17 protein-coding genes are annotated in these 19,783 nt (G+C 69.9%); 7 read left to right on the forward strand and 10 right to left on the reverse strand.

Translation table 11 applies throughout. The features are described from left to right. Positions 1–56 precede the first annotated feature (56 nt). From ACWEH3_RS25980 to ACWEH3_RS25990, 3 genes are read left to right on the forward strand one after another with little or no spacing between them, the layout of a single operon-like run. A complete protein-coding gene (locus ACWEH3_RS25980) occupies positions 57–875 on the forward strand; it encodes a class I SAM-dependent methyltransferase (protein ID WP_450020481.1) in 819 nt (272 codons plus the stop codon). Further along, positions 872–2,539, forward strand: a complete 1,668-nt coding sequence (locus ACWEH3_RS25985) for a 1,4-alpha-glucan branching protein domain-containing protein (protein WP_450020479.1) — start codon at positions 872–874, stop codon at positions 2,537–2,539. Before ACWEH3_RS25980 ends, ACWEH3_RS25985 begins: the two co-directional genes overlap by 4 nt. Continuing rightward, complete coding sequence (locus tag ACWEH3_RS25990; protein WP_039795312.1) at positions 2,536–3,789, forward strand: glycosyltransferase family 4 protein; 1,254 nt, start codon at positions 2,536–2,538, stop codon at positions 3,787–3,789. Before ACWEH3_RS25985 ends, ACWEH3_RS25990 begins: the two co-directional genes overlap by 4 nt. A 4-nt stretch (positions 3,790–3,793) precedes the next feature. Here ACWEH3_RS25990 and ACWEH3_RS25995 read toward each other — a convergent pair whose 3' ends face one another. Beyond that, positions 3,794–4,339: a DUF1697 domain-containing protein gene (locus ACWEH3_RS25995; RefSeq protein WP_355078772.1), complete on the reverse strand. Its 546-nt coding sequence runs from the start codon at positions 4,337–4,339 to the stop codon at positions 3,794–3,796. A gap of 33 nt (positions 4,340–4,372) precedes the next feature. Further along, entirely contained in the window at positions 4,373–5,122 is a 750-nt protein-coding gene (locus tag ACWEH3_RS26000; protein ID WP_355078771.1) for an acyltransferase, read from the reverse strand. Positions 5,123–5,354: 232 nt separating this feature from the next. Between ACWEH3_RS26000 and ACWEH3_RS26005 the strand changes: the two genes are divergently transcribed. Continuing rightward, positions 5,355–6,653: an outer membrane protein assembly factor BamB family protein gene (locus tag ACWEH3_RS26005; protein WP_450020476.1), complete on the forward strand. Its 1,299-nt coding sequence runs from the start codon at positions 5,355–5,357 to the stop codon at positions 6,651–6,653. A gap of 54 nt (positions 6,654–6,707) precedes the next feature. Here ACWEH3_RS26005 and ACWEH3_RS26010 read toward each other — a convergent pair whose 3' ends face one another. The 8 genes from ACWEH3_RS26010 to ctaD all read right to left on the reverse strand — a co-directional run bounded on the left by ACWEH3_RS26010 (position 6,708) and on the right by ctaD (position 16,653). Next, the gene (locus ACWEH3_RS26010) at positions 6,708–7,871 is read right to left on the reverse strand and encodes a THUMP-like domain-containing protein (RefSeq protein WP_450020474.1); all 1,164 of its coding nucleotides are present in this window, start codon (positions 7,869–7,871) and stop codon (positions 6,708–6,710) included. Between the two features lie 196 nt (positions 7,872–8,067). Then, the gene (locus tag ACWEH3_RS26015) at positions 8,068–9,045 is read right to left on the reverse strand and encodes a methyltransferase domain-containing protein (RefSeq protein WP_450020472.1); all 978 of its coding nucleotides are present in this window, start codon (positions 9,043–9,045) and stop codon (positions 8,068–8,070) included. A 37-nt stretch (positions 9,046–9,082) separates the two neighbouring features. Continuing rightward, the gene (locus ACWEH3_RS26020; RefSeq protein ID WP_450020470.1) at positions 9,083–9,859 is read right to left on the reverse strand and encodes an enoyl-CoA hydratase-related protein; all 777 of its coding nucleotides are present in this window, start codon (positions 9,857–9,859) and stop codon (positions 9,083–9,085) included. A gap of 110 nt (positions 9,860–9,969) precedes the next feature. After that, positions 9,970–10,740, reverse strand: coding sequence for an NUDIX hydrolase (locus ACWEH3_RS26025; protein ID WP_450020527.1), 771 nt, complete (start codon positions 10,738–10,740; stop codon positions 9,970–9,972). Between the two features lie 455 nt (positions 10,741–11,195). After that, the gene (locus tag ACWEH3_RS26030; RefSeq protein WP_450020468.1) at positions 11,196–12,029 is read right to left on the reverse strand and encodes an ABC transporter ATP-binding protein; all 834 of its coding nucleotides are present in this window, start codon (positions 12,027–12,029) and stop codon (positions 11,196–11,198) included. Between the two features lie 137 nt (positions 12,030–12,166). After that, positions 12,167–12,970 (reverse strand): aminoacyl-tRNA hydrolase, encoded by an 804-nt coding sequence (locus ACWEH3_RS26035; RefSeq protein ID WP_450020525.1) that lies wholly within the window; start codon positions 12,968–12,970, stop codon positions 12,167–12,169. A gap of 540 nt (positions 12,971–13,510) precedes the next feature. Then, the gene (serB, locus tag ACWEH3_RS26040) at positions 13,511–14,728 is read right to left on the reverse strand and encodes a phosphoserine phosphatase SerB (protein WP_450020466.1); all 1,218 of its coding nucleotides are present in this window, start codon (positions 14,726–14,728) and stop codon (positions 13,511–13,513) included. 182 nt (positions 14,729–14,910) lie between these two features. Continuing rightward, positions 14,911–16,653 (reverse strand): aa3-type cytochrome oxidase subunit I, encoded by a 1,743-nt coding sequence (gene ctaD / locus ACWEH3_RS26045; protein WP_450020464.1) that lies wholly within the window; start codon positions 16,651–16,653, stop codon positions 14,911–14,913. 303 nt (positions 16,654–16,956) lie between these two features. Between ctaD and ACWEH3_RS26050 the strand changes: the two genes are divergently transcribed. The 3 genes from ACWEH3_RS26050 to ACWEH3_RS26060 all read left to right on the forward strand — a co-directional run bounded on the left by ACWEH3_RS26050 (position 16,957) and on the right by ACWEH3_RS26060 (position 19,612). After that, the gene (locus ACWEH3_RS26050) at positions 16,957–17,763 is read left to right on the forward strand and encodes a VOC family protein (RefSeq protein WP_450020462.1); all 807 of its coding nucleotides are present in this window, start codon (positions 16,957–16,959) and stop codon (positions 17,761–17,763) included. 156 nt (positions 17,764–17,919) lie between these two features. Further along, complete coding sequence (locus tag ACWEH3_RS26055; protein WP_450020460.1) at positions 17,920–19,014, forward strand: ABC transporter substrate-binding protein; 1,095 nt, start codon at positions 17,920–17,922, stop codon at positions 19,012–19,014. A 136-nt stretch (positions 19,015–19,150) separates the two neighbouring features. Continuing rightward, positions 19,151–19,612 (forward strand): AMP-binding protein, encoded by a 462-nt coding sequence (locus ACWEH3_RS26060; RefSeq protein ID WP_450020458.1) that lies wholly within the window; start codon positions 19,151–19,153, stop codon positions 19,610–19,612. Positions 19,613–19,783 lie beyond the last annotated feature (171 nt).

Here is a 19,783-nt window from a genome sequence, read left to right on the forward strand (position 1 = left end):
CCGGGGCGGCCGGGTGGGGTATGCCCCGCGGATGCGGTGCCAGTAACGTCGGAGTGATGAGCGAGGCTGTGATCCCTGCCGCAGTGGACGACCCGTCCGGCATCACCGTGGCATCCGAGACGAGCACCGGCGCCGTCGAACCACTGCCGCTGACCGGCGAGCGCACCGTTCCCGGCATCGCCGAGGAGAACTACTGGTTCCGCAGGCACGAGATCGCCTACGCCCGCCTGCTGGACCGCTGCGCCGGAAAGACCGTGCTGGAGGCGGGTTCCGGCGAGGGCTACGGCGCCGACATGATCGCGGGCGTTGCCACCAAGGTGATCGGCGTGGATTACGACACCGGCGCCGTCGAGCACGTGCGCGTGCGCTACCCCCGCGTGGAGATGCTCCACGGCAACCTCGCCGAGCTGCCGCTGGAGGACGCCTCGGTCGACGTCGTGGTGAACTTCCAAGTGATCGAGCACCTTTGGGATCAGGCCCAGTTCCTGCGCGAATGCCTGCGCGTGCTTCGTCCCGGCGGTGAGCTGCTGATCAGCACCCCCAACCGGATCACCTTCTCGCCCGGTCGTGACACTCCGCTCAACCCGTTCCACACGAGGGAACTCGACGCGGCCGAGCTGACCGAACTGCTGGTCGAGGCCGGATTCGAGGTGTCGGAGATGATCGGCGTGCACCACGGGCCCGGTCTGAAAGCGTTGGACGCCAAGCACGGCGGGTCGTTCATCGACGCGCAGATCGAACGCGCGCTGGCCGGGGAACCCTGGCCCGCGGAACTCACCGCGGACGTCGCGAGCGTCACGGTGGACGATTTCGAGTTGCTGGCCGCGGACATCGACGCGAGCCTGGATCTGATCGCCATCGCGGTGAAGCCTTGACCGATCGCGGTACCGTGCCCGGCGGGCACGCGGCAAGTCCCGTGCCGGGCCAGTTCACCTTGGTCCTGCACTCCCACCTGCCCTGGCTGGCACATCACGGTCGCTGGCCGGTCGGCGAGGAATGGCTCTACCAGTCCTGGGCCGCCTCCTACCTGCCCGTCGTCGAAGTGTTGCGAACCCTTGCGGCCGAAGGTCGTTCGCATCTGCTCAGCCTCGGCATCACACCGGTGCTCGCGGCCCAGCTGGACGACCCGCACTGCCTGGCGGGCATGCACCACTGGCTGGGCAACTGGCAGCTGCGCGCCGACGAAGCCGCCATGGCGGGCAACGTCGCGCTGGGCAGGCACGAACACCGCCTGGCCGCCGCCGCCCTGGCCGAGTTCGAGCAGTACTGGCGGCACGGCGCCGCGCCGGTCTGGCGCGCGCTCGTCGACGCGGAGGCCATCGAACTGCTCGGCGGCCCGCTGGCCCACCCGTTCCAGCCGCTGCTGGACCCACGGCTGCGCCAGTTCCAGCTCACCGAGGGCCTGGCCGACGCACGACACCGCTGGGGCCACACACCGACCGGCATCTGGGCGCCGGAATGCGGCTACACCCCGGGCATGGAGGTCGGCTACGCCGCCGCAGGTGTGACGCATTTCATGGTCGACGGTCCCGCGCTGCGTGGCGATACCACGCTCGGCCGACCGGTCCGGGATTCCGACGTGGTCGCGTTCGGGCGCGATTTGCAGGTGAGTTACCGCGTGTGGTCACCGAAATCCGGCTATCCCGGCCACGGCGCCTACCGTGACTTTCATCACTATGACCACGCCACAGGTCTCAAACCCGCGCGGGTCACCGGCAAGACCGTCGCGGGCCCGGACAAGGCTCCCTACGATCCGGAACTCGCCGCCGCGGCCGTCGTCCGGGATGTGGACGACTTCGTGCGGACGGTGCGCGAGCGGTTGATCTCCGAGTCCGAGCGGATCGGCAGGCCCGCCCTGGTCGTCGCCGCGTTCGACACCGAACTGTTCGGCCACTGGTGGCACGAGGGCCCGCAGTGGCTGGCGCAGGTGCTGCGCGCGCTGCCGGAGGCGGGCGTCACCGTTGGCACCCTAGCCGACGCCCGCGCGCGCGGCTACCTGGGCGAACCGGTGCCACTGGCCGACTCGTCCTGGGGTTCGGGCAAGGACTGGCGGGTGTGGGCGGGCGAACAGGTGCGCGACCTGGTCGAGCTCAACGACGACATCGTGCGGCTGACCCTGGACACCGTCGACAAGATGCGCGCCGCGCAGGGCGGCGCACCCGCACTCCGCGATCACGTCGCCGATCAGCTGCTGCGCGAAGCGATCCTGACCGTCTCCAGCGACTGGGCGTTCATGGTCAGCAAGGACTCCGCCGCGGGGTACGCGCGCGACCGCGCGCACCGCCACGCCCACGCGGTCCGGGAAATCGCCGCGGCGGTCGGGGCGGGCCAACTCGCGAAAGCACAGCAGTTGGCGGCAGGATGGGGGCAAGCTGACGGACTCTTCCCCGGCGTGGACGCGCGACGACTCACCTCCGCGGGGTCCGTACCCAGCGCCACCGGGGCAGTATCCGCCGCCGAGCCAGGCCCGGACTCCGCCACCGCGGACCACGGACCGGTTCCGGCGGACCCGGGCTCGGCCGCAGAAGGACTTGCATGAAGATTTTGATGGTGTCGTGGGAGTACCCACCCGTCGTGGTCGGCGGGCTGGGTAGGCACGTGCATCACCTCGCCGTCGAACTCGCCGCGGCCGGCCACGAGGTGGTCGTCCTGTCCCGGCGCCCCTCCGGCACCGACGCCTCCACCCATCCCACGCACTCCTACATCGCCGAAGGCGTGCTGGTGGTCGCGGTCGCCGAGGACCCGCCGGTGTTCGACTTCGGCGAGGACATGCTCGCCTGGACGCTCGCGATGGGGCACGCCATGGTGCGCGCGGGCGTCGCGCTCGGCAAGCCGGGCATCGGCGACGGCTGGACACCCGACGTGGTGCACGCGCACGACTGGCTGGTCGCCCACCCCGGCATCGCGCTGGCCGAGTACTACGACGTGCCGCTGGTGTCGACCATCCACGCCACCGAGGCCGGGCGGCACAGCGGCTGGGTCGCGGGCAAGGTCAACAAGCAGGTGCACTCGGTGGAGTGGTGGCTCGCCAACGAGTCCGACGCGCTGATCACCTGCTCGTCGTCCATGCAGGACGAAGTCGAGCGGCTCTACGGTCCGGAGCGAATCCCGATGACGGTGATCCGCAACGGCATCGACGTGGGCGCGTGGACTTTCCGCCCGCGCGCGCCGCGCAGCGGTCCGCCCCGGCTGCTGTATGTGGGCAGGCTCGAGTACGAGAAGGGCGTGCAGGACGCGATCGCCGCGCTGCCGCGCATCCGCCGCGCCCACCCCGGCACCACCCTGACCGTCGCGGGCGTCGGCACCCAGTTCGAGTGGCTGCGCGAGCGCGCCCGGGTGCACCGCGTCGCCCGCGCGGTGAACTTCGCAGGTCAGCTCGACCACGCGGAATTACTCGGCTGGCTGCACGGCGCCGACGCGATCGTGCTGCCCAGCCGATACGAACCGTTCGGCATCGTCGCGCTGGAGGCAGCCGCGGCGGGCACCCCGCTGATCACCTCGACGGCGGGCGGCCTGGGCGAGGCCGTGATCGACGGCGTCACCGGCGCCTCGTTCGCGCCCGCCGACGTCGACGGCTTGGTCGAGGCGGTCCGCGCCACCCTCGACGACCCCGCCGCCGCGCAGCAGCGCGCCTACGCCGCCCGGGAACGGCTCACCGCCGACTTCGCCTGGGACGTGGTGGCCGCCGAGACCGCTCAGGTGTACCACTCGGCCAAGCGGCGGGTGCGCAACCCGCTGGGCCGCCCGTCCATCGTGGAACGTCCACTGCCGGAACGCGATCCGAAGTAGCCCGCTAAGCCGCCAGTTTCTTGACGACGCGCTCGATGGTGAGCCAGGTGCGGGTGGTGATGTCCTTGCCGTATGTCTTCTCCAGCCAGGCCATGAAGTCGGGCGTCTTGCCCGGCTGACTGTTGTCGATGACCGCGAGGAAGGCACGGGCCGCCTCGTCGTAGCCGACTACCCGGGTGAGCGGGTCCGGCCGCTCGGGCAGTGTTGCCGGAGGCTCGGCCGTGTCCTTGAGGAACGTGGCGATCAGATACGTGCCGCGTCCGTGGGTCAGGCCGTGGAAAGGGTCGGTGTCCAGCAACGCGCGCAGTTCGTCGTGGCTGCGGATGATCGTGCCGCCGCCGATGCCCAATTCCTGGACCAGCGCCTGCTGAATACGCTCCTCGAGCGCGGGCACGTCGGTCTCCGCGCTGCGGAACACGATGTTGCCGCTGGTCAGCACCGAACCGACGCCCTCGAATCCGAGCGATTCGAACACCGCGCGCAACTTCGCGTTGCTCATGTTCGGATTGCTCGGCATGATCCCGCGCAACAGGGCGGCGTAGGCAGTCATAGCGCGAACCTACCCGCCCGCACCGACGAACTCTCAGGCGTTCTGCGCGGCACCGTTCTTCTTGCGCGCGATGTCCTCCAGCGCCGCAAGGTATTCGGCGCGCTGCTCGGCGCCCGCCTCCCAGGCCGCCTTGCGGTTCTTGACCACCTTGGCCGGCGCGCCGACGGCGATGCTGAAGTCCGGGATCTCGCCCTTGACCACGGCGTGCGCGCCGAGCACGCAGCCGCGCCCGACGCGGGTGTCGCGCAGCACGGTCACCTTGGCCGCGATCCACGTGTCGGGGCCGATGCGCACCGGGCTCTTCACGATGCCCTGGTCTTTGATCGGCACGTTGATGTCGTCCATCTTGTGGTCGAAGTCGCAGATGTAGCACCAGTCGGCGACCAGGGTCGATTCCCCGATCTCGATGTCGAGGTAGGTGTTGACCACGTTGTCCTTGCCGAACACCACCTTGTCGCCGATGCGCAGCGAACCCTCGTGGCAACGGATCGCGTTGCCGTCGCCGATGTGCACCCAGCGGCCGATCTCCATGCGGCTCAGTTCCGGCGTGGCGTGGATCTCGACGCGGCGCCCGAGAAAGACCATGCCGCGCAGCACGATGTGCGGGTTGGCCAGGCGGAACTTGAACAGCCGGTAGTAACGCACCAGATACCAGGGCGTGTACGCCCGGTTCGCGAGCACCCAGCGCAGCGACGCCCGCGTCAGAAAACGCGCCTGCTGCGGATCCCGGCGGCGCGATCCCCGCCAGCGCGAGCGCAACGGTGCGCCCCACATGCTCGTCACGAACGGTTCTCCTGTCGTGGTCCTACCGGCCGTCGCCCGCCTCGGCGGCGACGGATAGAGCCTATCGCCCGTGGCGGGCATCGCGACGAGCACCCGCTACGACAACGCCGGGACTCGTTCACCCGCGCAAAGGCCTCCCGTACAGTGACTCCTGCGCCGGACAGGGCGCGGGTGCGAGCCAACGACGACAGGAGTACGGCAGGTGCGAAGCGGCGGCGTACTGGCTACTTCCATGTGGCGACCGTCCCGGAAACGCGCCGCGGTCGTGCTGGCCGCGGTCGGCGCGCTGACGCTGGCCGGTTGCGGCACCGACTACGACGACATCACCGTCGGCACCGGCAAGGGCTGGACCGCCGCCTACCACGACGGCCGCAACAGCGGCACCGCTCCGGTCACTGGGTCGCGGAAGCTCGGACTGAGCTGGCAGCGGCCGGTCGGCGGACCGATCGCCCAGCCGATCACGCTGGGGCCCGACGGCCAGCTGTTCGTCACCACGCGTCTGGCGAACTGCTCGATCTTCTCCTTCCAGATGGCCACCGGCCGCAAGCGGTTCTGCAACGCCCTCGGCCCGAGCGCGATCTCCTCGCCGTCGGCGGTCGACTGGATGTCCAATGTCTACATCGGCGACGACAGCAGGGTGATCTCCTTCAATTACCTGGGGCAGCCGCGGTGGGCGACGCCCGTGGCCGGAACGCCGGTCTCGGTGCAGTTCACCGGTGACGGCAAACTGCTGACGATCAGCCAGTCCGGTCAGGTCGACGTGCTGTCCAGGCAGACCGGCGATCGGGCGGTTCCGAGCGTGCAGTTGCTCGGCGAACCGGACTTCCTCGCGCACGCCGGCCTCGGCTGGCCGGACGCGGGCCAGGGACTGGACGACTGCGCCACCGGAGGGCCGCACTGCCCGGTCGCGAACATCTCCCCCATCGACGCCGCCAGTGGCCGTTTCTACGTGACGTTGTGGCAGCCGGGGCGGCCTGCCGCGTCCCTCGTCGCACTGCGCTACACCGGCGCGAAGGTCGCGCGGGAGTGGAGCGCCGATCTGTTGCTCGGTGGCAGCGCGACCAGTCCGGCCCTGTCCGCCGACGGCGGCACCGTCTATGTCGGCGACAACAACAACCGCCTGATCGCGCTCGACACCGCCGACGGGCGGACCAAGTGGGTGCACCGGCTGGATTGGACTCCGCGCGGCGGCATCTCGGTGTCCGACGACGGCCTGATCATCCCGTCGGGCGAGGAAGGCTACCTGCTCGCACTGCGGGACAACGGCGACAATGCCGAGACGGTGTGGGAACGTAAGGATCTGGCGCTGCGCGGCCCTGCGGCGCAGACGGCGGGCGACACCGGCTACGTCACCGCGGCGATCGGCGACGGCCTGAACCTCGTCACCTTCGACACGCGGACCGGAACCACCATCGATTCCGACGTCCTCCCGGGCGCGAAGGGTACGACCACCGGTACGTCGGTCGGCGCGCAGGGTGAGGTCGTGGTCGCCACCCGCATCGGCGAGATCTTCGCGTTCACACCGGAGTAGCGCCCGGTCGCGAGGTCCGGCTGCGGTTCTGAGGCGCGGTTCCCGCCCGGGTGATCACGGGGTCGCGCAGAGAAAAACCGTCGCGCTACGGCCTATGCGAGTGATCACCAGCGTATGCGGTTGACTGCCACGGAGTTTGAGGCGCGAACGGAGGGCATCGGGGTCGATGTCGACACCCCGGGCGAGGATTTCGAGGGGGCCGCAGTCGCGGCGATGCAGTTCGGCGCGGAGGCCCTTCTCGCGGAAGTCCATGCGGTCGAGGACGCGGAAACCACGTACGCCCTCTGGCACGGTGTCGCCGGTGAGATAGGCGATGCGGGGATCGAGTTGCCACAAGCCGTGTTTCGCGGCGTAGTGGCGGACGAGACCGGCGCGCACGACCGCACCGTCCGGGTCGATGATCCACTGCCCCGGCGGGCGCTCGTCGATGACGTCCGGTTCGGCGTCGGTGATAGTCCAGGCGGCGGCCTTGGAGGAGAGCACCGTGGCACGACGGGTGACGCCGGGCTCGGTGAGTCCCGACGACCAGACGCACGCCTCGCGCACGGAGCCGTCGAGCGACACCACCTCCACCTCGCCGGGCCAGCCGAGACGGTCGAAATCCAAACCAGGAGCGCACTTCACGGCGAGATCGCGCCCACGATAGGCGTCGAGCAGATCCGGCAGTGGCGGTTGCAGTTTGGCCGGGTCGTGGGTGCGGCGGCCGTCGGCGCGCCGGGCCGGGTCGGCGATCACGACGATGTCGACGCTGCACGGCGTCAGCGCATCCGCCTTGGCCAGCAGAACATTTCGATGACCGGACAGATTGCGGGACGCCATCGCCAACCGTATGTCGTCCAGATCGCTGCCGAGCACGGCGGGACAGTGCGGCGCCAAGGCCGCCAGCTCCGCGCCGATCGAGCAGGTCACGTCGTGCACCGCCCGCCCGGCCAGGCGCGCGGCCCGGTGCCTGGCGACGGCGGTCGGGGTCGCCTGCTGCAAGGCGTCGTCGGTGAACAACCACTCCCCGGCGTCGGCCAGTTTGGCCGTGGCACGGCGGCGCAACCGGACCGTCTCGACCAGCGCCGCGGCGCGGTCACCATAGGCGCCGCGCACCTGCTCGAGATCCTTCAGCAGGGACACCGACGTCAGCGCGAGGCGATCCACCTCGGCCAGCGCGGCCCGACCGGTCGCGCTACCCAGGTACCCGACGTCGTCGCGGGTGAAGAGATAGCCCACTATCGGTCCCGCATCGGGATCGAGTCGACGCGCCTGATTCCGGCGATCGCGATCGTGCCGGTTCGGATCATGGCAGACCGAGCCAGGTCACGGCATTCGAACCGGCGCGGCGACATGGGCTCGTGTACATCCACCGCAGCAGCACCGATGGTGCTGCCGCGATGAGCGATGCGGTCGCGACAGGTATCGCGCGCCACTACTTTCCGGCTGAGGTGGGCTTCACGCCGGTGATCATGGCGTTGTAGAAGAACTGGCGCGGGACGACACGGCGCATGACGTTCTCGTCCACCCAGCTCAGTCCCAGCCAGGCACGGTACATCGCCATCCGGTAACGCCAGGTGAGCTTCTCCGCGGGAACCGCGGCCTCGAAGGTGCGCACGGGCCAGCCCCACAGAGCCGCGGCGAACTCCTCGGTGTTGGCCGCCACCTCGACGGCGCCCGCCGAGCGAGCCATCGACTCCAGGGCGCGCGGATCGAAGGTGTGCAGGTCGACGACGGCCTCGAGAGCCGCCGCGCGTGAGGACTCGTCCAGCTCCTCCTGCGGACGCCGCCAGTCGCTGAGCATCGGCAGCTTGGTCACCGTGGTGGTGGCCTTCCACGTGATGCGGCCCAGCCAGCGGGCGTAGAAGTTCCCGACCGTGGTCGGCTCACCGGCGAACACGAAGCGGCCGCCCGGCTTCAGCACGCGCAGGCACTCCTTGAGCGCCAGCTCGACGTCGGGGATGTGGTGCAGCACCGCGTGGCCGACCACCAGATCGAAGGTGTCGTCGTCGTAGGGGATGGTCTCCGCGTCGGCGACCCGGCCGTCCACGTCCAGCCCGAGGTTCTGCGCGTTGCGCAGCGCCACCTTCACCATGCCCGGCGACAGGTCGGTGACCGAGCCCGATTTCGCCACGCCCGCCTGCATCAGGTTCAGCAGGAAGAATCCGGTACCGCAGCCCAGTTCGAGCGCCTTGCCGTAGGGCAGCGGCGCGGGGCCGACGGCCAAGTCGAACCTGCCGCGCGCATATTCGATACAGCGCTCGTCATAGGAAATGGACCATTTGTCGTCATAGGTCTCGGCTTCCCAGTCGTGGTAGAGCACCTGGGCCAGCTTCGTATCCTTGAGCGCTGCTTCGACCTCTGCCTCGGTGGCGTGCGGGTTCGGCGCGGGGTCGTCGGGACGTACCGTCATGGTCGGCAAGCCTACCCAAATCCGCAGTTGACGCCTGCTATCGGCCTACGAATTCGGCCGACCCTGGACCGTTGGCCAGATAAGAACCTGTTCCTATCAGGCGATCTTCCGTCGTGAACAGGGCCGACCACTCGCCGCGGGCGCGATCGAGGCCGTGCGGACCGGCTTCGAAAACCGCTTTCGCGGCGGCCAGCGCGCGGGCGGGACCGCCGGCGAACTGGCGCGCCCACCGCATCGCGGCGGTGTACACGTCGTCCGGCGCGACGACTTCGTCGACGAGGCCGACCGCCTTCGCCTCGTCCGGTTCGACGAAACGACCGGTGTAGACGAGGTCCTTGGCCGCGCCCGGCCCGATCAGCAGGGACAGGCGCCGGATGCCCGCGAGCGGGATCAGTCCCGTCTGGATCTGCGGCAGGCCCAGTTTGACGTTGTCACCGATGATGCGGCGGTCCGCCCCCAGCGCCAGCTCCAGCCCGCCGCCGAGGCAGTAACCGCTGATCGCCGCGACGGTGGGCTGCGGGATCCGGGCCAGACAGCCCAGGGCGTGCTGCAGGTCGGCCGCCATGGCGGCGGCCTGGGCGCTTCCGAGCCCGAACAGTTCGGCCACGTCGTCGCCCGCCGAGAACACTCGTTCGTCGCCGTACACGACCACCGCGGCGACACCCTGGTCCGCCGCGACGGCGTCCGCCGCCTCGGCCAGCTCCCGCGCCAGCTGCAGGTTCAGCAGGTTCATCGGCGGGCGGGCGATCCGGAGGACGGCCACGCGCCGCGCGGCATCACCTTCGGTCAGCTCCAGGGTCACGAATTCGGCCATGGGACGCACGCTACCGGGTCCGCGCCGTCATGATCTCGCAGCGGTCGTCACTCCTGCGGGTGCCGCAGTTGTTCAGCGCCGGCTGTGCACCTTCCGGCCACCCGCTCTGCTCACGGGCGCACTGATCCCCTGAGTCGCCCGGCGTCGGGCAGGTCGGCGAAGTAGCGACGGTTGTCGGGGAAGGACAGCATCTGTTTGCCGTCCAGATCGGCCGGCACCGGCAGGATCGGGTCGATCGCGCGCCGAACGGCGAGGATGTCCGCGGTGGAGCGGAATTCGCCGAGCGCGACCAACTGCGACCAGGTCGGCGGCAGCAGCACGTCGACGCCCGAGCGCCAGCGTTCCAGGGCCTCGGCCGGAGTGCTCCACCGCACCTCCGCCGCCTCGGAGGTGGCGCCGTCGGCGCGCTGTCCCTCCGGCAGGACCGCGACGAAGAACCGGGTGTCGTAACGGCGCGGCTCGATGACGGGGGTGATCCAGTTCGCCCACGGCCGCAGCAGGTCGGCGCGCAGCACCAGCTTCTCCTCCGCGAGGAAGGACGCCAGCGACAGGTCCCTGCGCTCGAGCCTCGCGCGGGCCTCGTGGTAATCGGTGGTGTCGGAGACGACGCTGTCGGCGGTCGGCCCGGCCAGCAGCACGCCGCACTCCTCGAACGTCTCCCGGACGGCAGCGCAGACCAGCGCCTTCGCCCTGGTTTCGCTGGTCGCGAATTGTTCGGCCCACCATGCGGGTTCGGGACCGGCCCAGGCGATGTCGGCGGTTCCGTCGGACGGGTCGACGCCGCCGCCGGGGAACACGGTCATGCCCGCGGCGAAGGCCATCGCGCCGACCCTGCGCTGCAGGAAGATCTCGGGCCCGTCGGCGCCGTCGCGCACCAGCATCACGGTGGACGCGTCTTTGAGCGGCGATTCGGGTTGCTGAGAGTCTGCCTGCGTTACTGTCTCACTCACCCTTGCACCTTAATAGGTGCAGTCGGAAGTCCGTCCGCAGCCCGCGCACGGCGGGAGCAAGGCGAAGGTACGCAACAGGCGCAGTCGGAGGTAGTCCGTCGATAGCCCGCGCACGGCCGCAGCGAGGCGAAGGTACGCAACAGGCGCAGTCGGACGTACTCCGTCCGCAGCGCGCGCACGGCCGAAGCGAAGGCGAAGGTACGCAACAGGCGCACGGCCGAAGCGAAGGCGAAGGTACGCACAACGCGCACGGCCGGAGCGAAGGCGAAGGTACGCACAACGCGCACGGCCGGAGCGAAGGCGGAGGTACGCACAACGCGCACGGCCGGAGCGAAGGCGGAGGTACGCCTGACGCACGCAAGGTGCGCGATCGCACGCCGTCCGAGTCAGCGGGTGCGGTGACTGCCCGCCCGCCGCGAACGCCGCGCGAAGTAGCGGCCGTCGACTCGATCCAGCGCGATCGACTGGTGGAAGGCGTCGCTGAGGTTCTCGGCGGTGAGCACGTCGGAGAGCAGGCCTTGCGCGACCACTTCGCCCTCGTTGAGCAGCAGGCCGTGGGTGAATCCGGGCGGGATCTCCTCGACGTGATGGGTGACCAGCACGATCGCGGGCGAGTCCGGGTCGGCGGCGAGATCGCCGAGCCGCTCCACCAGTTCCTCGCGGCCGCCCAGGTCCAAGCCCGCGGCGGGCTCGTCGAGCAGCAGCAGCTCGGGATCGGTCATCAACGCGCGGGCGATGAGCACGCGTTTGCGTTCGCCCTCCGACAGCGTGCCGTAGGTGCGGTCGGAGAGATGTTCGGCTCCGAGGCTTTCCAGCATGTCGATGGCGCGGTCGGTGTCCACGTCGTCGTAGCGCTCCCGCCAGCGGCCGAGCACCGCGTAACCCGCGGACACCACCAGATCGCTGACCTTCTCGTCGGTCGGCACCCGGCTGGCCACCGCCGCCGACGACAGCCCGATGCGCGGGCGCAGCTCGCTGATGTCCACCTTTCCGATGCGCTCCCCGAGCAGATGGGCGATACCCGCGCTGGGATGCAGTTCGGCGGCGGCCATACGCAGCAGCGAGGTCTTGCCCGCGCCGTTGGGGCCGAGGACCACCCAGCGTTCGTCGAGCTCGACCTGCCAGGTGACCGGGCCGACGAGGGTATGGCCGGAGCGGCGGACGGTCACGTCGGTGAAATCGATGAGCAGATCGGGATCCGGTTGCGGCACGCGCTCCATCTTGGCCCACCCCGGGGGGCACTTGCCAACGCAGGGAGGGAAAACCGACCCGGTCGGTCGGATCTGTGCTGGAACGCCGCCGTCCCGGCCCGATCGGCCACACCGACCGACACGCGCGCCGCGCCGTAGCGGAGGGTTCACCAGGACCGGGCGGGCTCCGCGATCACCGTCATGGAGCCCGGCGCCACTTCGGTGTATCCCGCGTCGCGCACCGCGATCGCCGCGCCCTCGGCCACCTGCTCGGCCAGCGACGCCCAGCGCCGCGGGTCGGCCTCGCGCACCGCGCAGCGGAAGCCGAGTTCCGCCCAGCGCAGCGCGTGCTCCACCGGCAGCGCACCGGCCAGCAGCATGCTCGCGTGACCCACCTGAGCGGCGGCCTTGCCCAACGTCATCCCGAGCCCGGCGTTCACCCACAACACCGGCAGTTCGGGATCGGGCGGGCCGGGCTCGTCGTGTGCGAGGTCGGTGCCGCCGATCTGCAGACGCTTGATCCGCGGGTCGACCTGCCCCACCGGCCCCGGGACCAGCGCCCGCGCCTGCGCGCCGTCGATCTCCACCGTGACGCCCGCGACAGCGCAAGTCGCCTGCCACTGTGCGCCGCGAGCGCGCCGAGCCACCTTGCGGATCCGGGAGCGCTTCCACGCCAGGTAGCGTTCTTCCCACTCGCCGCCCGGCCCGACTCGCTCGTCCAGGCACAGTGCCACCGCGGCCGACGCGGCTGCGGCGAGCAGCGCACTGCGCGGCGGCGGGTCGATCTTGGGCAGATGCAGGACCATCTGCATCGCCTGCACCATGGCCGGGTCGGCCGGATCGCCCGCACCGTAGCCGCCGGCCAGCTCCGCGTGCCGGGCCCGGAACCCCTCGATGTCCGATGCCGTTGCCACGCCGCGGATCTCGCCGTCCTCACGGACTTCGGCGCCGCATTCCGGAATGCTCGTCATCGCTCCACCTCGATCGTCGACGAAAACGTCCGGGCCGGTTCGGAACCCGGCTCCCACGGACGCGCGTACTCCATCGTCAGCGGCGACGCACGGGACGCCACGCCGACGAAACTCCACACCGACCTCCTGCCCGCGCCCGGCGCGGGTGGGGTCGGGTTCGAGATCCGCCGCTCCGTCCTGCTTCGCCACGGCCGCACCGGCTTTCGCGATGCTCTCCGAGTAGGCGGTGGACGAATTCGCGGGGCGCGCGGTCACCAGCCGCCGCCCCATGCGCGGTGGCCGCTGTTGCCGACCGTCCGCTTCGCCCATACGGACAACGGAATTCGCGGACTCTGTCGTCTTATCCGGCACGCCGCACCCCGCCGCCGATCCGGCGGGCAGCACAAGCAGGGACTTGCGCACCCGTCCTCCGATCGCCGCATGATCAACAGCAGCGAGCCTACCGACACAGGCGTACCTCCGCCTTCGCTCCGGCCATGCGCGAAGCTAACGACGGACTGCGCCCGACAGCGTTTATCGAGGCGGGACCGGGCCGGATGTTCAGCCCAGCGGGACGCGGCGCAGCAGGCCGTCCCTGGCGTCGGCGGCCTCCACCTCGTGCCGGGTGACCCCGAGGATGAACAGCACCGCGTCGAGATACGGATGGGAGAGCGCGGCGTCGGCGACCTCGCGCAGCGCCGGTTTGGCGTTGAAGGCGACGCCGAGCCCGGCGGCGTTGAGCATGTCGATGTCGTTGGCGCCGTCACCCACCGCGACGGTCTGTTCCATCGGCACCCCGGCGTCGGCGGCGAACTTGCGCAGGGCGGTCGCCTTGGCCGCGCGGTCGACGATCTCGCCGACGACGCGGCCGGTCAGCTTGCCGTCCACGACTTCCAGGGTGTTCGCCCGCACGAAGTCCAATTCCAATTCGTGCGCCAGCGGTTCGATCACCTGCCGGAAACCGCCCGACACCACGCCGCAGCGGAAACCGATCCGGCGCAGCGTGCGGATGGTGGTGCGGGCGCCGGGAGTCAGCTCGATCCGGTCGGCGACCTCCTCGATCACCGACTCGTCCAGCCCGGCCAGCGTCGCTACCCGCTGCCGCAGCGATTCGGCGAAATCGATCTCGCCGCGCATGGCGGCCTCGGTCACCTTGCGGACCTCGTCCTCCACGCCCGCGTGCGCGGCGAGCATCTCGATGACCTCGCCCTGGATCAGGGTCGAGTCGACGTCGAACACGATCAGCCGCTTGCCCCGGCGCGCCAGCCCGGCCCGTTCCACGGCGACGTCCACCTGCTCGGCCACCGCGACCTCGGCCAGCGCCGTGCGCAGCCGGAAATCGGTGTCCGGGCCGGAGTCGGTCGCGGTGACCATCAACTCCATGCCGGTCACCGGGTAGTCGGCGATACCGCGGATGGTGTCGATGTTGGCTCCCAGCGCGGCCAGTTGCCGCGACACAGCGCTGAACGCGCGCGCGGTGACCGGGCTGCCGAGAATAACCACCGCGTGGGTGGACATCGGCTGCCTGCCGATCGCCGCGTCCACCTCAACGTCGACGTTCATGCCGACGGTGTTCATGGCCTCTTCGAGCTCGTCCTGCAACGCCTCGGCGTCGGTCGGGCAGGTCACCAGGACGCCGAGAGTCAGCCTGCCCCGGATCACGACCTGCTCCACGTCCAGCAGGCTCACTCGGTGCCGGGACATGGCCGCGAGCAGCACGGACGTCACACCGGGGCGGTCCGGCCCGGTGACGGTGACGAGGACGGTGGTGTCGGCCAACTGATGCGCTCCATGTTCGATGTTCGCCGTCGCTGTGCTGGACGTCGTTGTCGCAACGCACGGTGCGTACTGATTCCCACAAACGAGTGTGCACCCGCTGGTGACCAGCGGGTGCACACTCGTCGCGATGAATCCTACGGCGCGGCCGGACGTCACCCGTCCGGCCCCGCCGGGGAAGCGCCCTACTGCGCGAGGACGTTCGGCTCGTGCAGGTCGGTGGCGTGCTTGCCCGCGCCCCAGCCGACGTGCGCCTCGGCGCGCATGCGCTCGACCATGTGCGGGTAGTGCAGCTCGAACGCGGGACGCTCCGAGCGGATGCGCGGCAGCTCGTAGAAGTTGTGCCGCGGCGGCGGGCAGGTGGTGGCCCACTCCAGCGAGTTGCCGTAGCCCCACGGGTCGTCCACGGTGACCACCTCGCCGTAGCGGTAGCTCTTGAAGACGTTCCACAGGAACGGCAGCATCGACGCGCCGAGCACGAAGGCGCCGATCGTGGAGATCGTGTTCAGCGTGGTGAAGCCGTCGCTGGGCAGGTAGTCGGCGTAGCGGCGCGGCATGCCCTCGGCGCCCAACCAGTGCTGGACCAGGAAGGTGGTGTGGAAGCCGATGAACGTCGTCCAGAAGTGCCACTTGCCCAGGCGCTCGTCCAGCATCCGGCCGGTCATCTTCGGGAACCAGAAGTAGATGCCCGCGTAGGTGGCGAACACGATGGTGCCGAAGAGCACGTAGTGGAAGTGCGCCACGACGAAGTACGAGTCGGTGACGTGGAAGTCCAGCGGCGGGCTGGCCAGGATGACGCCGGACAGACCACCGAAGAGGAAGGTGACGATGAAGCCGATGGAGAACAGCATCGGCGATTCGAAGGTCAGTTGACCGCGCCACATGGTGCCGATCCAGTTGAAGAACTTCACACCGGTCGGGACCGCGATGAGGAAGGTCATGAACGAGAAGTACGGCAGCAGCACGGCGCCGGTGGCGTACATGTGGTGCGCCCACACCGCGATCGACAGCGCGGCGATGCCCAGGGTGGCGTAGACCAGCGTGGTGTAACCGAAGATCGGCTTACGCGAGAAGACCGGGAAGATCTCCGAGACGATGCCGAAGAACGGCAGCGCGATGATGTACACCTCGGGGTGTCCGAAGAACCAGAACAAGTGCTGGTAGAGCAGGATGCCGCCGGTCGCAGGGTCGTAGATGTGGCCACCCAGGTGACGGTCGTAGGCCAGGCCGAACAGCGCGGCGGTCAGCAGCGGGAAGGCCAGCAGCACCAGGACGCTGGTCACGGCGATGTTCCAGGTGAAGATCGGCATCCGGAACATGGTCATACCGGGAGCACGCAGGCAGACCACCGTGGTCAGCATGTTCACGCCACCGAGGATGGTGCCCAGACCGGACACCGCCAGGCCCAGGATCCACAGGTCGGTGCCGACGCCCGGGGAGTGCAGGATGCTGGTGAGCGGCACGTACGCCGTCCAGCCGAAGTCCGCGGCGCCGCCCGGGGTGATGAAGCCCGCGGTCGCCATGCTGGCGCCGAACGCGTACAGCCAGTAGCTGAAGGCGTTCAAACGCGGGAAGGCGACGTCGGGGGCGCCGATCTGCAGCGGGAGGATGATGTTCGCGAAGCCGAACACGATCGCGGTCGCGTAGAACAGCAGCATGATCGTGCCGTGCATGGTGAACAGCTGGTTGAACTGCTCGGTCGAGAGGAACTGCAAGCCCGGCCGGGCCAGCTCACCGCGCATCAGCAGGGCCATCAGGCCACCGATGAGGAAGAAGCCCATCGACGTGGTCAGGTACATGACACCCAGGACCTTCGGGTCCGTGGTGGTGACCATCTTGTAGATGAACGAGCCCTTCGGCCCGGTCCGAGCCGGATAAGGCCGAGTCGCTTCCAACTGAGGGACTGGCTGGGGCTCTACGGCAGTCACTGATCCTCCTGAAAGTGCCTTTAGGTCGCTCCGCAGGCTCCGCTGATCGCATCCATCCCGATGTCGGAACAGACGACAGTTCGCTTGCGCTCTCCGAATCGTAAACCCGTGAAGATGCGCCCGACCGAACGGGTCCTACTCTCTGTCGTATTTGTTCGGCCGCACCTGCGGTGTGGCGTGTTCGCGGCCCCGCATGGCTCGCGTCCGTCCGGGCTCGTCTGTTCCGTGCGGGACCGATGAGTTCTGTCGGTGGCGGGCGTCTGTAGAGGTGACACGAGTTCACCTCAGGCCAGGAGGGCAGCGATGACCGGAACCGACCGCACGAAGATCGGCGATCCCTGTTGGGTCGATTTGTACAGCTCCGACCTCGATCGGAGTATCGCGTTCTACCGCGAACTGTTCGACTGGACCGCCGAGAGCGCGGGCGAGGAGTTCGGCGGGTACGTCACCTTCCGCAAGGACGGACGCGCGGTGGCGGGCGCGATGGCCAGGATGCCCGGCGACACCGACAGCCCGGAACAGTGGACGGTGTATCTGGCCAGTTCCGGCGCACAGGCCACCGCCGACGCGGCGACGGCGGCGGGGGCGTCGCTGGTCGTGCCGCCGATGGCGGTGGGCGAGCTGGGCACGATGGCCGTGCTCGGCGACGTCGGGGGTGCGGGCGTCGGCATCTGGCAGGCCGGGACGTTCCCCGGCTTCGAGACCATGGGTCTGGTCTCCGGCGGGCAGTGGCGCGAGCACGCGGGCGCGCCGTCCTGGTTCGAGCTGCACACCCGCGCCTACGACGCCTCGTTGACCTTCTACCGGGAGGTCTTCGGCTGGTCGGACGTCTTCACCGTCTCCGACGCACCGGAGTTCCGCTACTCCACCATCCACGCCCAGAGCCCGATGCTGGGCGGCGTCATGGACGCGTCGGCCTTCCTGCCCGAGGGCGCGTCCGCGGGCTGGATCGTCTACTTCGGCGCCGACGACGTGGACAAGACCGTCGAGCGGCTCACCGAACTGGGCGGGACGGTGCTCTCGCCGCCCCAGGACACGCCCTACGGCCGGATGGCCGCGGTCACCGACGCCACCGGCGCCCGCTTCAGCATCGGGGGCAATCGAGCCTGACCCCGGCGGCCCGCACGCGGACCGGCACCGACCGGGGCGTTGCGTGCGGGCCGTCTGCTGGGGGGTGGATTCCTGCCCGCGAAGCGCGGCACACGGACGCCCACCGCCGCGACCTCACCCCGGGGCCGGACGGCGCCGACATGTACCCTCACTCGCATGCCGGTGAGCGACGTGATGCAGGTACGCACCCGAATTCGCGCGATTCGTCATCGGAACGGCGCGGCCGGTCACCGGTTCCGGGCGGTCGTGGCCGGGTGTGCCGCGCTCGCGCTCGCGGGCTGCGGCGGCGCCACCGACGACTCCGCCTCCATCGTGCGCACCACCACCAATATCGCGGGCGCGGGTGTGGTGGGGCTGGAGCGCGACACCACCAAGGCCTGCGCGCTGCCGAGCGCGCCCGACCCGGCGGGGGGGGACACCCGCAGCGTCACCCATGCGGCGGGCGTGTCCGAGGTTCCCGCCGACCCGCAGCGCATCGTCGTGCTCAGCACCTCCGCGCTGGACGCCGTCTGCGCGGTCGGCCTGTGGGAGCGGGTCGTGGGGACGGTGACCCTCGACGGTCCGAGCCCGCAACCGGCCTATCTGGGCACCGGCGTGCTGAAGATCCCCGGCGTCGGCACCGCCGCGCAGCCGGACCCGGCCCGGATCGCAGCCCTGCATCCCGATCTGATTCTGGGTGAGAACCCCACCGGCACAGCGAGTTTCAGCGCGTTGCAGGGCATCGCCCCGACCGTGCTGGTCGGTTCGAACAACAGCTGGCAAGCCGAGTTCGCGGCGTACGCGGCGGGCATGGGACGGCGCGACGCGGCGGAGACCGCACTGCAGAACTACCGCACCGAGGCGCGCGACACCGGTGCCACGCTGGCGGCGGGGCAGACCCAGGCGTCGATTCTCAGGTTCACCGCCGACGCTCAGCGGGTGCAGGGCGGCGACAGCTTCTCCGGCCAGGTGCTCGCCGACGCGGGCGTGCAGCGTCCCGCCGCGCAGCGCGGCGCGTCGTTCGACGTGCGCGAGAGCGAGTTCGCCACCAAGGCCGAGGGCGACCTGATCTACGTGATCCTCGCGGGCCAGGAGGGCAAGAAGCACGGTGAAGCGGTGCTGCGCACCGACGAGTGGAAGCAACTCGGCGCCGCCACCGATCGCCGGGTGTTCGCCGTGGAGGACAGCGTCTGGCACGGCGACGGCCTCACCGCCGCCCGCGCCCTGCTCACCGACCTGCGCAACACGCTCAACGGCTACGTGACCGACTGACCGCCCACCCCTTGGGTGGGGTTTCCCCCACCCTTGGAGTGCGCGGACCAGCGCTGGGGTTGCTGTCGAAAAGTCCGCTCGAGGACGAGATTCAGAGGTACGCCCAGAACCTCTCAATCGACCCCGAGGACACGACATGCACACGCTGACCGAATCGCTCGCCGACAACCTGTACTCCCTGCCGGTGGCACAGCCCGTCGCCGAGGTCGATCCGCACGCGGTCGTGGCGTCCACCGCCGGTTGCGACCTGACCTACGCCGAGCTGGACCGCTGGTCCAATCGTCTGGCCCGGCTGCTGCTGCGCCTCGGCGCCGGACCCGGCACCCGGATCGCGGTCGCGATCGACCAGGCGATCGAGTCCGTCGTGGCCGAGCGGGCCGCCACCAAGATCGGCGCCATCGCCGTCCCGGTGACCGACGACGGCTCCTACGCGCTCGGCACCTCGGTGGGCGTCACCACCAAGGACCAGCAGCCCGAGTCCGTGGAAGCGATCACCTGGCTGGTGCTGGACGAGCGCTCCACTCTGCAGCGCTATCTGACCAGCTCCGCCGCCCCGCTGGGCGCGGCCGACCTGGATCTTCTCCCGAAAGCCGCCTGACCGGACACAACCCCTCCCCCGCGACCCGAACAGCGATGTTCGGGTCGCGCAGTGTGCCCAATACCCCCGCAGCGTCGACCGCGCCGGTTCAGAATTGAGTTGCCGCGTGCTGTGCGGCGGCAGGTACTACCGCTACCGCGGTGGCTACGGGCGGTCACTGCCGATCGGCCG

Source organism: Nocardia sp. NPDC004718 (assembly GCF_053601535.1).